Here is a 14,031-nt window from a genome sequence, read left to right as displayed (position 1 = left end):
CAGGCGCTCAGACACGGGAGGCGTACATGGCGGCATGGACGTGGCGGTTCGAGAAGACCGACGGGGCGGAGGTCCAGCCCGCGGTCCAGCCCGAGGAGTTCACCACCCAGGGCGACGCCGAGTCCTGGATCGGCGAGTACTGGAAGGACCTCATGGAAGGCGGCGCGGACCAGGTGCGGCTGTTCGAGGACGGCACGGAGATCTACGGCCCCATGAGCCTGCACGGCGAGGACGCCGCGCCGTCGCAGCCGTAGCAGGCCCCGCGGCGGGGGCGGACCGGGCACCCGCCCGGCCCGCCCCCGGCCCGCGCCGCCCGCCGCGAACACCGCTCACTGCTCGCCCAGCGTGACGTCGGCCTTCTTCCGGCTCCCGTTGCGGGTGTAGGTCACCGTCACCTTGGCACCCGGCCGCTCGGCCGCCAGCGCCTCGGTCAGCGACGTGATCGTGGTGATCGGCGTGGCGTCGAGCCCGATGATGATGTCCCCGCTCTCGATGCCGGCCTTCGCGGCCGCGCCCCCGGCCTTCACCTCGGCGACCGCGACCCCGGCCGCCTGGTAGTCGTCGTTGACGACGGTCCGGCCCGTGATGCCGAGCGCCGCCCGGCCCGAGTCGGTCACCTTGCCGTCCTTCACGATCTGGTCGGCGACCGTCTTCACCATCGACCCCGGGATCGCGAACCCGATACCGGGCGCCGCGCTGCCCCCGAGGTCGGGGTCGGTGGCGGCGAGCGTCGGGATGCCGATGACCTGCCCGGCCAGGTTGACCAGGGCGCCGCCGCTGTTGCCCGGGTTGATCGCCGCCGACGTCTGGACCATGTTGCCGATCGTCGCGCCGGTCCCACCGCCCGAACTGCCCTCCGTGACGGTCCGGCCGGTCGCCGACACGATGCCCTCCGTCACGCTCGACGACAGCCCGAGCGGCGACCCCATCGCCAGCACCAGCTGCCCGACCTCCACCTTCGCGGAGTCCCCGAACGTGGCCGCCCGCAGCCCGTGCGGCACCTTGTCCAGCTTCACGACCGCGAGATCCTGCTCCGGGTAGGAGTAGACGAGCCGCGCGGACAGCGCCTCCTCGGTGTTCGCGGCCGTCACCTTGAACGTCTTCTGGCTGCCGACCACGTGCGCGTTGGTGACGATGTGCCCCTGGTCGTCGAAGACCACCCCGGAGCCGAGGTCGCTGCGCGCCTGGATCTGCACCACCGACGGCAGGACGTCCTTGATCACCTTCAGGTAGTCGCTCTGCAGATCGGTCCCCGACCGCGGGGCGCGGGCCCGCGCCGCCTGCGCGGTGGTCCCCTCCTCGCCCGCCGCGTCGTCCAGCCCCGAGCAGCCGCTCAGCAGCGCGAGCGAACAGGCCAGGGCGGCGAGGGGGACGAACGGCCTGCGGGCACGGGTACGGGAAGCGTCCATGCCCCGAGTCTCACCGTGCCCGCCGCGCCCGGCCCCCGGTGGGCGCCCGAACGGGGCACCGCGCCCGACCCGTCAGCCGCGCACCCCGCACAGGTGCAGCAGCCCCGCCACCCCGCGGTAGGGGTCGGTCCGCCCGGCCCGCTCCTCGGCGGCCAGCAGCGTCCCGAGGTCGTCGGGGGCGGGCACGTCGTCGGCCGCGGTGTCCGTGAAGACCCGCACCCCGTACCAGGCGTGCAACGGCGCCCCGATGCCGTCGAGCGTCGCGGTCAGCGTCCGCAGCCGGTCCGCGCGCACCTCCTGGCCGAGCCCGTCGCGCCGCGCCGTCGCGTCGAACGCGTTCAGCGCGCCCGCCCAGTCGCCGCCGAGGCCCGGCCGCATGGCCAGCGCGTCCGCGTTGCGCACCAGCAGCGACAGCAGCCCGCCGGGCGCGACCATCCGGGCGAGACCCGCGAGCAGCGGGTCGGGCTCCTCCACGTGCATCAGCACCCCGTGGCAGAGCACCACGTCGAAACTGCCCGGCAGGAAGTGCACCCCGGTGTCCCGGCCGTCGCCCTGCACCAGACGCACCCGGTCCCGGATGCCGCGCGGCTCGGCGGCCAGCGCCGCACGCGCCGCCGACACCATCGCCGGGTCCTGCTCCACACCGGTCACCTGATGGCCGGCCCGCGCCAGCCGCAGCGCCTGGACGCCCTGCCCGGTGCCCACGTCGAGCACCCGCAGCCGCCGCCCGACCGGGAAGCGCGCGGATATCTGCTCGTCGAGCTGCCGGGTGACCAGCTCCTGCCGTACGACGGTCCGCAGACCGCCGGGGCCCGCTGACCAGGAACCCGCCGAGGCGGCGGCCGTACCGCCCTCGTCCTCGGCTGACGGCGTCGTGCTCAGGGCCGCTCTCCGCGCTTGACCTGCGGCTTCGGCAGCCGGAGACGGCGCATCTGGAGCGAGCGCATCAGCGCGTAGGCGACGGCGCCGCGACGGTTCTGGTCGGGGAAGCGCTCGGCGAGCCGCTTGCGCAGCCGGATGCCGTTGACGATCGAGTCGAGCACGATCAGCACGATCACGACCAGCCACAGCAGCAGCGCGATGCTCTGCAGCGCGCCCACCCGCACCATGCTCAGCACGAGGATGACCACGGCCATCGGCAGGAAGAACTCCGCCACGTTGATCCGCGAGTCGATGAACTCCCGCGCGTACTTGCGCACCGGCCCCTTGTCACGGACCGGGAGGTACCGCTCGTCGCCGCTCGCCAGCGCCTGGCGCTGCCGCTCCAGCTGGACGCGGCGCTCCTCGCGCTGTCGCTTGGCCGCGTCCTTGCGCGTCAGCGTCGTGTTGGCGACGCTGCGGCGCTGGGTCTGGGCCTCACTGCGCTTGGGCGTGGGGCGGCCCTTGGGGGCCTGCGGGTCACGGGTCTGCTTGGAGTCGGACGGCGGCGCCTTGACGACACCCGCGGCCTTCTCTTCCTTGGCGCGGCTACGGAACACAAAACCCAAGGGTACGGGGTGCCCGGGGTTGGACCCCAGCCCGGCGGGGAACGATCCGGCAACACCAGTCGTCCTCCAAGGGGACAGAGCGGACGCCGCACCCGCTTCCGGCACCGGTACCCCCGGGGGACACCTACTCCCTACGCCGGAGCGGAAGCGGAGGCAGTCGTCCTTGGGGATGAGCGCATCTGCCCCCGAACAGTGCGTCAATGGATGCAGGGCCCGTACTGTGGGTTCTGTCGCAGAGCTGGAGCTTGAGTCCGTCAGAAGGGGGCGCGCGAAGCCCATGAGCGGTGTCATGAAGCGTATGGGGATGATCTTCCGCGCGAAGGCGAACAAGGCCCTTGACCGGGCCGAGGACCCTCGCGAAACCCTCGATTACTCGTACCAGAAGCAGCTTGAGCTGCTCCAGAAGGTCCGCAGGGGCGTCGCCGACGTGGCGACCTCCCGCAAGCGCCTGGAGCTTCAGCTCAATCAGCTCCAGGGCCAGTCCTCCAAGCTGGAGGACCAGGGCCGCAAGGCCCTCGCGCTGGGCCGGGAGGACCTCGCCCGCGAGGCGCTCTCCCGCCGCGCCGCCCTCCAGCAGCAGGTCACCGACCTGGAGACGCAGCACGCCACCCTCCAGGGCGAGGAGGAGAAGCTCACCCTCGCGGCGCAACGCCTCCAGGCCAAGGTGGACGCCTTCCGCACCAAGAAGGAGACCATCAAGGCCACCTACACCGCCGCCCAGGCGCAGACCCGGATCGGCGAGGCGTTCTCCGGCATCTCCGAGGAGATGGGCGACGTCGGCCTGGCCATCCAGCGCGCCGAGGACAAGACGGCGCAGCTCCAGGCGCGGGCCGGCGCGATCGACGAGCTGCTCGCCTCCGGCGCCCTCGACGACCCCACCGGCATGCGCAAGGACGACATCCAGGCCGAGCTCGACCAGCTGTCCGGTGGTACGGATGTAGAGCTGGAACTGCAGCGGATGAAGGCCGAGCTGGCCGGCGGCTCGTCGTCGCAGCAGGCGATCGAGGGCGGCACCGGGCAGCCGCAGTCCCAGCAGCAGCCGCAGGACACCCCGCGCTTCGACAAGCAGTGAGGGCCCACGCCTAGGAGGCCGACATGGGCGACATGATCGTACGGATCATGGGGGAGGGACAGGTGAGGCTGGCGGGGAGCCACCTCACCGAGCTGAACCGGCTCGACGACGAGCTGCTCGCGGAGGTGGAGTCGGGCGACGACTCCGCCTTCCGGCGCACCCTCCAGGCGCTCCTCGACAAGGTCAGGGACCTGGGCACCCCGGTCCCCGACGACTCCCTCGCCCCCTCCGACCTCATCCTCCCGTCCCCGGACGCCACCCTGGACGAGGTCAGGGAGATGCTCGGCGACGACGGCCTGATCCCGGGCTAGGCCCCGGCCGGGCCGGCCTGCCTGGTGCCCGTGCGCCCCATCCGCCCCCGGGCCATCCCGCCCCGCCGTCGTGGCCCGTATCGTTCATCCGTGAGTCGCACCCTGTCCCGAGCCCGCTGTCACGTCGTCGCGCACCCTCTGGCGCTCGACGCGGTCCTGGCGGTCGGGGTGCTCGTCTGCATGGTCGGGGCCACCTTCGTCGACGCCCACAATCAGGACCTGCACGGCGGCTCCACCGTCACCTGGGCCGTCCGCACGCCCAACCCGCTCGCCCTGGTCCTCATCGTGCTCGGCGCCGCCGCCCTCGTCTTCCGCCGCCGCGCCCCCCGCACGGTCCTCGCCCTCACCGGGACCGTCGCGCTGATCGAGAGCGTCGTCGGCGATCCCCGCGCCCCGGTCGCGATGTCCGCGGTGATCGCCCTCTACACGGTCGCCGCCACCACCGACCGGGTCACCACCGTGCGCCTCGGACTGCTCACCATGACCGTGCTGACCGGCGCCTCGATGCTCGCGGGACCGCTGCCCTGGTACGCCCAGGAGAACCTGGCGATCTTCGCCTGGACCGGCATCGGCGCCACCGCGGGCGACGCCGTCCGCAGCCGTCGCGCCGTCGTGCAGGCCATCAGGGAACGCGCCGAGCGCGCCGAACGGACCCGTGAGGAGGAGGCGCTGCGCCGGGTCGCGGAGGAGCGCCTGCGCATCGCCCGCGACCTGCACGACGTCGTCGCCCACCACATCGCGCTGGTCAACGTCCAGGCCGGGGTCGCTGCGCACGTCATGGACAAGCGCCCCGACCAGGCCAAGGAGGCCCTCGCGCACGTCCGGGAGGCCGGCCGCTCCGCGCTCAGCGAGCTGCGCGCCACCGTCGGCCTGCTGCGGCAGTCGGGCGACCCCGAGGCGCCCACCGAACCGGCGCCGGGGCTCGACCGCCTCGACGAACTCGTCGGCACCTTCCGCAGCGCCGGCCTGCGGGTGGAGACGGCCCGCGCCGACCAGGACACCACCCTGCCCGCCGCCGTCGACCTGGCCGCCTACCGGGTCATCCAGGAAGCCCTCACCAACGTGCAGAAACACGCGGGCAGCGGGGCCACGGCGGAGGTCAGCGTCGTCAGGGTGGGGCCGGACATCGAGGTCACCGTCCTCGACGACGGCTCGGGCGACCGCGTCGTCCCCGACTCCGGCGGCCACGGGCTGCTCGGCATGCGCGAGCGGGTCACCGCCCTGCGCGGCACCCTCACCACCGGTCCCCGCTACGGAGGCGGCTACCGCGTCCATGCGATCCTGCCGGTCACCACCCGCACGGCCGCCAGGGGAGAGCCCGTATGACCATCCGTGTCCTGCTCGCCGACGACCAGGCCCTGTTGCGCAGCGCCTTCCGGGTGCTGGTCGACTCCGAGTCCGACATGGAGGTCGTCGGAGAGGCCGCCGACGGCGCCGAGGCGGTACGGCTGGCCAGGGAGCAGCGCGCCGACGTCGTCCTGATGGACATCAGGATGCCCGGCACCGACGGTCTCGCCGCCACCCGCATGATCAGCGCCGACGCCTCCCTCGCCCATGTCAGGGTGGTGATCCTGACGACGTTCGAGGTCGACGACTACGTGGTGCGGTCGCTGCGCGCGGGCGCCTCCGGGTTCCTCGGCAAGGGCAGCGAACCGGAGGAGCTGCTCGCGGCCATCAGGATCGCGGCGGGCGGCGAGGCCCTGCTGTCGCCGGCCGCGACCAAGGGCCTGATCGCCCGCTTCCTCGCGCAGGGCGACCCGTCCGACGACGGCCGCGACCCGGCCCGCGCCCGGCGGCTCGACGCGTTGACGGTGCGCGAGCGCGAGGTGCTGGTGCAGGTGGCGGGCGGGCACTCGAACGACGAGATCGCGGAGCGGCTCGCGGTGAGTCCGCTGACGGTCAAGACGCATGTCAACCGGGCCATGGCCAAGCTGGGCGCCCGCGACCGGGCCCAGCTGGTCGTCATCGCCTACGAGTCGGGGTTGGTCCGCCCGAGGGTGGAGTGACCCCGACCCGGCCGTACTGCGGGCGGAGTATGCGCCGGATAAGGAACTGGACCTGGGAGCTACGGAACGGGCCCCGCGCATGGCACAGGGTGGAGAGGGCCGCGTCTGCCGCTTCCAGAGGAGAGAGATCCCCACCCATGAGCCCCATGTCAGGGTTGTCCAGATTCAGCCTCGCGCAAAGGGCGTTGATCGGGCTGATCTCGCTCGTCGCGCTCGTCTTCGGCGCGATCGCGATACCTCAGCTGAAGCAGCAGCTGCTGCCTTCCATCGAACTCCCCATGGTCTCGGTGATCGCGCCTTACCAGGGCGCCTCGCCCGACGTCGTCGAGAAGCAGGTCATCGAGCCGATCGAGAACAACCTCGAAGCGGTCGACGGCATCTCGGGCGTCACCTCGACCGCCAGTGAGGGCAACGCCCTGATCATGGCGTCCTTCGACTTCGGCAACGACACCAAGCAGCTCGTCGCCGACGTCCAGCAGGCCGTCAACCGGGCCCGCGCCCAGCTCCCCGACGGCGTCGACCCGCAGGTCGTGGCCGGCTCCACGGACGACATCCCGACCGTCGTCCTCGCCGTCACCTCCGACCGCGACCAGCAGGCGCTGGCCGACCAACTCGACCGCACGGTCGTCACGGCCCTGAAGGGCATCGACGGCGTCGCCCAGGTCACCGTCGACGGCGTGCGCGACCTCCAGGTCGCCGTCACCCCCGACGACGCGAAGCTCGCGAAGGCCGGTCTCACCACGCAGTCCCTCGCGCAGGCGCTCCAGGCCGGCGGCGCCACCCTCACCGGCGGCTCCTTCGACGAGGGCGGCGCCAACCGCACCGTCCAGGTCGGCGGCGGCTACACCTCCCTGAAGCAGGTCAAGGACCTGATGGTGGGCGGCCCCGGCGTCGACAAGCCGGTCCGCCTCGGGGACGTCGCCACCGTCGAGCAGCGGCAGGCCACCGCCACCTCGCTCACCCGCACCGACGGCGAGCCCAGCCTCGCCGTGATGGTCACCATGGACCACGACGGCAGCGCCGTCGCGATCTCCAAGGCCGTCGAGGACAAGCTTCCCGACCTGCGCAAGGACCTCGGTTCCGCGGCGAAGATCACGGTCGTCAGCGACCAGGGCCCCGCGGTCTCCAAGGCGATCAGCGGACTGACCACCGAGGGCGGGCTCGGCCTGCTGTTCGCGGTCCTCGTCATCCTGGTCTTCCTGGCGTCGGTCCGCTCCACCCTGGTCACCGCGGTCAGCATCCCGCTCTCCGTCGTCCTCGCGCTGATCGTGCTGTGGACGCGCGACCTGTCGCTGAACATGCTGACGCTGGGCGCGCTGACCATCGCGATCGGCCGGGTCGTCGACGACTCGATCGTGGTCCTGGAGAACATCAAGCGCCACCTCGGCTACGGCGAGGAGCGCGAGGAGGCCATCCTCAAGGCGGTCCGCGAGGTGGCGGGCGCGGTGACGTCCTCGACGCTCACCACGGTCGCCGTCTTCCTGCCGATCGGTCTGGTCGGCGGCATGGTGGGCGAGCTGTTCGGCTCCTTCAGCCTGACCGTGACGGCGGCCCTGCTGGCGTCGCTGCTGGTGTCGCTGACGGTCGTGCCGGTGCTGTCGTACTGGTTCCTGCGGGCGCCGAAGGACACCCCGGCCGACGCCGAGGAGGCCCGCAGGCTGGCCGAGGAGAAGGAGGCCAAGAGCCGCCTCCAGCGCGTCTACGTGCCCGTCCTGCGCTTCGCGACCCGCCGCCGCCTCACCAGCGTGGCCATCGCGGCCGTCGTCCTGATCGGCACGTTCGGCATGGCGCCGCTGCTGAAGACGAACTTCTTCGACCAGGGCGAGCAGGAGGTCCTCACCGTCAAGCAGACGCTGAAGCCCGGCGCCAGCCTGGCGGCCACCGACGAGCAGGCCAAGAAGGTCGAGAAGCTGCTCGCCGGCGTCAAGGGCGTCAAGGACTACCAGGTGACGATCGGCTCGTCCGGGTTCATGGCGGCGTTCGGCGGCGGCACCGACACCAACCAGGCGTCCTACCAGGTCATGCTGGACGACAGCGCCTCCTCCGGCGATGTCCAGGACAGCATCGAGTCCGGTCTGAAGAAGCTCTCCGGCATCGGCACCACCACGGTCTCCGCCGGTGACGGCTTCGGCAGCCAGGACCTCAGCGTGGTCGTGAAGGCGGCCGACGCCGGCACGCTGCGCACGGCGGCCGAGCAGGTCCGCTCCGCCGTCGCGGAACTCGACGGCGTCACCGACGTCAGCAGCAACCTGTCGCAGAGCGTGCCGCGCATCTCGGTCAAGGCCAACTCCCGTGCCGCCGCTGCCGGGTTCGACGACCAGACGCTCGGCGCGGCCGTCGCCCAGGCGGTCAGGGGCACCACGGCGGCCAAGGCGATCCTCGACGACGCCGAGCGCGACGTCGTCATCGTCTCCGCGAAGCCGGCCAGGACCCTCGCGCAGCTCAAGGCGCTGCCGCTGGGGCCGGTCGAGCTCGGTGACATCGCCACCGTGAAGGTCGTCGACGGGCCGGTCTCCATGACCCGCATCGACGGCCAGCGCGCGGCCACCATCACCGCGCGGCCGACCGGCGACAACACCGGCGCGGTCAGCCAGGACCTGACGACCAAGCTCGACGCGCTGAAGCTCCCCGAGGGGGCCACGGCCTCCATCGGCGGTGTCTCCGAGGACCAGGACAGCGCGTTCAAGAACCTCGCCCTGGCGATGCTCGCGGCGATCGCGATCGTCTTCATGCTGCTGGTCGCGACGTTCCGGTCGCTCGCCCAGCCGCTGATCCTGCTGGTGTCGGTGCCGTTCGCGGCGACCGGCGCGATCGGCCTGCTGCTCGTCACCGGCACCCCGATGGGCGTGCCCGCGATGATCGGCATGCTGATGCTGATCGGCATCGTGGTGACGAACGCGATCGTGCTGATCGACCTGATCAACCAGTACCGCAAGGACGGCTACGGCATCGTCGAGGCGGTCGTCGAGGGCGGCAGGCACCGGCTGCGGCCCATCCTGATGACGGCCCTCGCGACGATCTTCGCCCTGCTCCCGATGGCGCTCGGCGTCACCGGCGAGGGCGGCTTCATCGCCCAGCCGCTCGCCGTGGTGGTGATCGGCGGTCTGATCACGTCGACGCTGCTGACCCTGCTCCTGGTCCCGACGCTCTACGCGATGCTGGAGCTGCGCAAGGAGCGCCGGGCGGCCAAGCGCGCGGCGAAGAAGGAGAAGCGCGCCGAGACCCCCGAGGTGCGGGAGCCCGCGAACGTCTGACGCGCGCCCGCCGCACCGCTGTGCGCGGCGGCGACCGAGGCCCCGCCCCCGACGCCGAGAGCGTCGCGGGCGGGGCCTCGGCCCGTGCGGGGCGCCTACGGCAGGGCGAGCATCCGCTCCAGGGCGAGCTTCGCGTACTTCTCGGTCTCCCGGTCGACCTCGATCCGGTTGACCAGCTTGCCGTCGGCCAGCGACTCCAGGGTCCACACCAGGTGCGGCAGGTCGATGCGGTTCATGGTCGAGCAGAAGCAGACCGTGCGGTCCAGGAAGACGATCTCCTTGCCCTCGGGCGCGAACCGGTTCGCGAGCCGGCGCACCAGGTTCAGCTCGGTGCCGATGGCCCACTTGGAGCCGGCGGGCGCGGCCTCCAGCGCCTTGATGATGTACTCCGTCGAGCCGACCTGGTCGGCCGCCGCGACGACCTCGTGCCGGCACTCGGGGTGCACCAGGACGTTGACGCCGGGGATGCGGGCGCGCACGTCCTCGACGGACTCCAGGCTGAACCGGCCGTGCACCGAGCAGTGGCCGCGCCACAGGATCATCTTCGCGTCGCGCAACTGCTGGGCGGTGAGGCCGCCGCCCGGCTTGTGCGGGTTGTACAGGACGCAGTCGTCGAGGGACATCCCGAGGTCCCGCACGGCGGTGTTGCGGCCGAGGTGCTGGTCGGGCAGGAAGAGCACCTTGTCGCCCTGCTCGAAGGCCCACTGAAGGGCCCGCTCGGCGTTGGAGGAGGTGCAGATGGTGCCGCCGTGCCTGCCGGTGAACGCCTTGATGTCGGCGGACGAGTTCATGTACGAGACGGGCACGACCCGCTCGGCTATCCCGGCCTCGGTCAGCACGTCCCAGCACTCGGCGACCTGCTCGGCGGTGGCCATGTCGGCCATCGAGCAGCCGGCCGCGAGGTCGGGCAGCACGACCTTCTGGTCGTCGCCGGTGAGGATGTCGGCGGACTCCGCCATGAAGTGCACACCGCAGAAGACGATGTACTCGGCCTCGGGGCGGGCCGCCGCGTCCCTGGCCAGCTTGAACGAGTCGCCCGTCACATCCGCGAACTGGATGACCTCGTCGCGCTGGTAGTGGTGGCCCAGCACGAACACCTTGTCGCCGAGCCTCTCCTTCGCCGCGCGGGCGCGTGCCACCAGGTCCGGGTCGGACGGCGAGGGCAGGTCGCCTGGGCACTCGACGCCGCGCTCGCTCCGCGGGTCGGCCTCACGGCCGAGGAGCAGCAGGGCGAGGGGCGTCGGCTGTACGTCGAGCTCCTGGGGCTGGGCGGTGGTCACGACACGCACCCTTTCTGTTCTGCGGCCCGCCGGTCCGGGAGGTCGGAGCGGCGGCACTTCTCGTCGAAATGACGCTATCTATCATATCCGCTTCACGTCACTTTGACGACGGCGATAACGTCCATGTGACGTGAATCCCGGCGGCCGTTCCCGGCGGCGGCGGTCGCTGTTCGCTTCCCCGGGTGTGTGCGAGCATGAAGTGACAGCCGAAAAGACAAGCGCTCCGCAAAGACCTGTGCTCCGCGCGGAATGAATCAGCGGCCCCGACGGTTGACCACGTCGGCAAGCAGTCTCCGTACAACCCGGGAGAGATGTAGATGTCCGTATCGGACGAGACCAGCACCGTCACCGACGGCATCATCCTGTCCGACGCCGCCGCGGCGAAGGTCAAGGCCCTGCTCGACCAGGAAGGCCGCGAGGACCTCGCCCTGCGGGTCGCCGTCCAGCCCGGCGGCTGCTCCGGCCTGCGCTACCAGCTGTTCTTCGACGAGCGCTCGCTCGACGGCGACGTGGTGAAGGACTTCGGCGGCGTCAAGGTCGTCACCGACCGCATGAGCGCCCCGTACCTGGGCGGCGCCTCCATCGACTTCGTCGACACCATCGAGAAGCAGGGCTTCACGATCGACAACCCGAACGCGACGGGCTCCTGCGCCTGCGGTGACTCCTTCAACTGAGCCACCCCGCGCGCCATGACGGAGGCGGCGACCCCACGACCGGGTCGCCGCCTCCGTCATGTCCCGCGCACCGCCGCCGCGCCGACGGCGTCCGGGTCACCGCGCGTCCGACGCCTCCGGGAGCCGCGCGCCGGCCTTCAGCGGCGCGACGCCCTCGCCGCCGGTGCCCACGACCTTCCGGCCGCCGAGCGGCGCGTCCAGCGTCACCTTCTGCCGCATCTCCTTGGCGATCATCACGCAGACCTTGCCCTTCCAGGGCCGCTCGGTCACCTTCACGGTCACCGCGCCCGCGCTCTCCTCGGCCGTCGCCGTGTAGTCGGCGCACACCCCGCCCGTGAAGCCCACGGTCAACTCCCGCCCCTCGGCCGTGTAGCCGTCCACCTCGACGTCACGCGGCCCCGCGGACCCACTGGCCGAGGGCGCCGAGGGCACGGCCGACGACGGTGACGACGGTGACGACGGTGACGTCAGGTACGCCGGATCGACGGCCGGATGGGCGGCCGTGAACACCCCGCGCCCGTCCGCGCCCCGCACCTGGAACAGCCAGGACGGCACCAGCAGCGGCTGCCCCTGCCGCGTCCGCAGGGCGAGCCCGAACACGGCGTCCTCGACGGTCGCCGTCCCGCCCGACGGGACATCGGAGGTGCCGGTACCGGTCCCCGCGCCGCTCCCGCACGGCTGCTCCAGCCGGTCCTTGAGCGGGACGGCGCTCGCGCAGCCGCCGATGCCCATCCGGTGGCCTGCCTCAGGCGCCGCGTTCAGCAGCGCGAGGGTCCTCGCCGCGCCGAGCACCGGGTAGCTCGCGCCCTCCACCGGCGCCTTCAACCGGCCGGTGCCGCCGACGAGTTCGCCGCTCGCGCCGACCGTGAGCCCGGTCGTCCAGCCGTAGGTGGGCAGCCCGCCGACCACCGGATCGGCGTTCACCACCCGCTGGGCGCCCCTCACCTGGCCCGCGTCGAGCTTCGCGCCGTCCTGCCCGATCGCCTTGAGGACCGGCGCGGCGGCCTTCTCCGCGGCGGCCGTGTCCACCGGCTCCGCGGCCGGGCCCGCCGGGTCCTCGGCGCAGGTGACGGCGGCGCCGCAGGCGTCCGTGCCCGCCGCGTACCGGTGGAAGGTCCAGGTGCCGGGCGCGGCCCTGTCCACGGTCAGGTCAGGGCCCGAGCCGTCCTTGACCGACCCGACCTGCCAGGACTCCCCCCGGGCCACCGGCGTCCCGTCGAGGCCGAGCGCCTTCGCCAGCCGGGCGACCTCGGCCTCCGTCACCTCGCCCGACGCCCGGTAGACGGGCGCGGAACCGGGACCGGCGGGCAGATCGCCGTCCGCGCGGTAGTGGACGCCGTACGGGTTCGGCTCCCCGGCCGCGATGCCGCGCGAGTCGCCTCCGCCGCCGGTGTCGTACCCGTCGAGGGCGAGCGGCGGGGGAGGGCTGCCGTCCGCTCCGCCGGCCCCGGCGGACGCCGTCCGGTCCCCGGAGACCGACGACGCGAGGTACGCCCCGCCCCCGCCGACCAGCAGCACGGCGGCGGCCACCGAGGCGATGAGCACGGGCGACCACCGCCGGGGCGGCCGGGTGGTGAGCCCGCCGCCGTCGGAGGCGCCCGCGTCACCGCTGACGTCCGGCACCCGGTCCTGGCCGGAACCAGCGACGGGCTCCCGCCGCCCGTCGGCCCCAGCGGGGTCGGGGTCGGTGCCCGTCCGTTCCCCGGTACCGGCCGCCGCCCGCGCCCCGGTGTCCTTCGGGCCGGACCGCGCGGCCTCGTCCTGCCCCTGCGCCTGCGCCGGTGGCGCCTCGTCGGCCGCGGGCACCGTCGCCTTCGCGCCCCGCGGAGCCCCGGACACCGCGGGTTCCGCCTGAGCACCGGACGCCGCCTGAGCGTCGGGCGCCGCCGGTTTCGCCTGAGCACCGGACGCCGCCTGAGCACCGGGCGTCGCCGGTTTCGCCTGAGCACCGGACGCCGCCTGAGCCTCCTCCGCCGCCGGTTCTCCCGCCGCGTCCGCCGCCGCGGGTCCCGTCTGCCGCTCGGGGCCGGTCTCGTCGTCGTGGTCGGGTCGGTCGGTGTTCACCGCATCGCTCCTTCGGCTCCGCAACTCTCCTCCGACCCTGACCTGGCCCTGACAAAGGCGACGGTCGAGGGGTCGTATCCCGCATCCTCTTTACGAGGGACGGCGATGAGACGCGGCAGGGGAGCGCACGGTTCCCCCCGCGACGCGCCCTCACGCGGAGACGCGCCCTCCGAGGAGGGCGCGTCGCGGGGATCGGGGCGCGGAGGGCGGGCGGGACTCAGTCGCCGTAGTCCGACATCGAGTCCAGCAGCCGGGCCGAACCCGCCGGCACCCGCACCCCGTTGATCAGCGCGGGAGAGACCGGCTCGGCCACGGTCTCGGCCGGGACCGACCAGTGCGACGCCATCCGCGCGCAGTCACCGCGCAGCGACGCCAGATCGCCTTCCAGGTCCGCCGGGGACGAGGAGTGGAACTTGAGGTTCGTCATAGCCGAACCGTAGGCACGGACGGAGCCGCGAAGAAAGATCTACTATC

14 protein-coding genes are annotated in these 14,031 nt (G+C 72.7%); 8 read left to right on the top strand and 6 right to left on the bottom strand.

Annotated elements, in window-relative coordinates; genetic code table 11:
• Positions 1–26: 26 nt before the first annotated feature.
• Positions 27–254 (top strand): hypothetical protein, encoded by a 228-nt coding sequence (locus DDJ31_RS10645; RefSeq protein ID WP_127180515.1) that lies wholly within the window; start codon positions 27–29, stop codon positions 252–254.
• Positions 255–329: 75 nt separating this feature from the next.
• Here DDJ31_RS10645 and DDJ31_RS10640 read toward each other — a convergent pair whose 3' ends face one another.
• Entirely contained in the window at positions 330–1,409 is a 1,080-nt protein-coding gene (locus DDJ31_RS10640; protein WP_127180516.1) for a S1C family serine protease, read from the bottom strand.
• Positions 1,410–1,481: 72 nt separating this feature from the next.
• Positions 1,482–2,129 carry a class I SAM-dependent methyltransferase gene (locus DDJ31_RS10635; protein WP_240678440.1) on the bottom strand — a complete coding sequence of 216 codons (648 nt, stop codon included), beginning with the start codon at positions 2,127–2,129 and terminating at the stop codon, positions 1,482–1,484.
• Between DDJ31_RS10635 and DDJ31_RS39025 the strand changes: the two genes are divergently transcribed.
• Positions 2,064–2,228: a hypothetical protein gene (locus DDJ31_RS39025; protein WP_240678490.1), complete on the top strand. Its 165-nt coding sequence runs from the start codon at positions 2,064–2,066 to the stop codon at positions 2,226–2,228. The two genes, DDJ31_RS10635 and DDJ31_RS39025, sit on opposite strands and share 66 nt — an antisense overlap.
• A 59-nt stretch (positions 2,229–2,287) precedes the next feature.
• Here the strand turns inward: DDJ31_RS39025 and DDJ31_RS10630 are convergent, their stop codons facing one another.
• Positions 2,288–2,926, bottom strand: coding sequence for a DUF3043 domain-containing protein (locus DDJ31_RS10630; RefSeq protein ID WP_164785141.1), 639 nt, complete (start codon positions 2,924–2,926; stop codon positions 2,288–2,290).
• A gap of 274 nt (positions 2,927–3,200) precedes the next feature.
• Here DDJ31_RS10630 and DDJ31_RS10625 point away from each other — a divergent pair, with 274 nt between their 5' ends.
• The 5 genes from DDJ31_RS10625 (at position 3,201) to DDJ31_RS10605 (ending at position 9,539) form a co-directional block, all read left to right on the top strand.
• The gene (locus DDJ31_RS10625; protein ID WP_240678441.1) at positions 3,201–3,968 is read left to right on the top strand and encodes a PspA/IM30 family protein; all 768 of its coding nucleotides are present in this window, start codon (positions 3,201–3,203) and stop codon (positions 3,966–3,968) included.
• Between the two features lie 32 nt (positions 3,969–4,000).
• Entirely contained in the window at positions 4,001–4,279 is a 279-nt protein-coding gene (pspAA, locus tag DDJ31_RS10620; protein WP_127182864.1) for a PspA-associated protein PspAA, read from the top strand.
• Between the two features lie 90 nt (positions 4,280–4,369).
• Positions 4,370–5,605 (top strand): sensor histidine kinase, encoded by a 1,236-nt coding sequence (locus DDJ31_RS10615; RefSeq protein ID WP_127180519.1) that lies wholly within the window; start codon positions 4,370–4,372, stop codon positions 5,603–5,605.
• On the top strand, positions 5,602–6,285 hold the full coding sequence (locus DDJ31_RS10610) for a response regulator (protein ID WP_127180520.1): 684 nt from the start codon (positions 5,602–5,604) through the stop codon (positions 6,283–6,285). Before DDJ31_RS10615 ends, DDJ31_RS10610 begins: the two co-directional genes overlap by 4 nt.
• A gap of 146 nt (positions 6,286–6,431) precedes the next feature.
• Positions 6,432–9,539 (top strand): efflux RND transporter permease subunit, encoded by a 3,108-nt coding sequence (locus DDJ31_RS10605; protein ID WP_127182865.1) that lies wholly within the window; start codon positions 6,432–6,434, stop codon positions 9,537–9,539.
• A gap of 95 nt (positions 9,540–9,634) precedes the next feature.
• On the opposite strand, the gene nadA is transcribed toward DDJ31_RS10605, so the two are convergent.
• Complete coding sequence (gene nadA, locus DDJ31_RS10600) at positions 9,635–10,819, bottom strand: quinolinate synthase NadA (protein WP_127180521.1); 1,185 nt, start codon at positions 10,817–10,819, stop codon at positions 9,635–9,637.
• A 317-nt stretch (positions 10,820–11,136) separates the two neighbouring features.
• On the opposite strand from nadA, the gene DDJ31_RS10595 reads away from it, so the two are divergent.
• On the top strand, positions 11,137–11,493 hold the full coding sequence (locus DDJ31_RS10595; protein WP_127180523.1) for an iron-sulfur cluster assembly accessory protein: 357 nt from the start codon (positions 11,137–11,139) through the stop codon (positions 11,491–11,493).
• Positions 11,494–11,589: 96 nt separating this feature from the next.
• Here DDJ31_RS10595 and DDJ31_RS10590 read toward each other — a convergent pair whose 3' ends face one another.
• The gene (locus tag DDJ31_RS10590; protein WP_240678244.1) at positions 11,590–13,557 is read right to left on the bottom strand and encodes a hypothetical protein; all 1,968 of its coding nucleotides are present in this window, start codon (positions 13,555–13,557) and stop codon (positions 11,590–11,592) included.
• Between the two features lie 217 nt (positions 13,558–13,774).
• On the bottom strand, positions 13,775–13,984 hold the full coding sequence (locus tag DDJ31_RS10585; protein WP_127180524.1) for a hypothetical protein: 210 nt from the start codon (positions 13,982–13,984) through the stop codon (positions 13,775–13,777).
• Between the last annotated feature and the right edge of the window lie 47 nt (positions 13,985–14,031).

The organism is Streptomyces griseoviridis (assembly GCF_005222485.1).
Lineage (GTDB): Bacteria > Actinomycetota > Actinomycetes > Streptomycetales > Streptomycetaceae > Streptomyces > Streptomyces hintoniae.
The sequence above is the reverse complement of the archived record's forward strand: the minus strand, read 5'-3'. Positions and strand labels throughout refer to the sequence as shown.

Bases quoted from the DNA above. Each gene is read 5' to 3' on its own strand.
- DDJ31_RS10645 (WP_127180515.1), top strand. From the start codon at position 27: ATGGCGGCATGGACGTGGCGGTTCGAGAAGACCGACGGGGCGGAGGTC.
- DDJ31_RS10610 (WP_127180520.1), top strand. From the start codon at position 5,602: ATGACCATCCGTGTCCTGCTCGCCGACGACCAGGCCCTGTTGCGCAGC.
- DDJ31_RS39025 (WP_240678490.1), top strand. From the start codon at position 2,064: ATGGCCGGCCCGCGCCAGCCGCAGCGCCTGGACGCCCTGCCCGGTGCC.
- DDJ31_RS10595 (WP_127180523.1), top strand. From the start codon at position 11,137: ATGTCCGTATCGGACGAGACCAGCACCGTCACCGACGGCATCATCCTG.
- DDJ31_RS10585 (WP_127180524.1), bottom strand. From the start codon at position 13,984: ATGACGAACCTCAAGTTCCACTCCTCGTCCCCGGCGGACCTGGAAGGC.
- DDJ31_RS10625 (WP_240678441.1), top strand. From the start codon at position 3,201: ATGATCTTCCGCGCGAAGGCGAACAAGGCCCTTGACCGGGCCGAGGAC.
- DDJ31_RS10640 (WP_127180516.1), bottom strand. From the start codon at position 1,409: ATGGACGCTTCCCGTACCCGTGCCCGCAGGCCGTTCGTCCCCCTCGCC.
- DDJ31_RS10605 (WP_127182865.1), top strand. From the start codon at position 6,432: ATGTCAGGGTTGTCCAGATTCAGCCTCGCGCAAAGGGCGTTGATCGGG.
- pspAA (WP_127182864.1), top strand. From the start codon at position 4,001: ATGATCGTACGGATCATGGGGGAGGGACAGGTGAGGCTGGCGGGGAGC.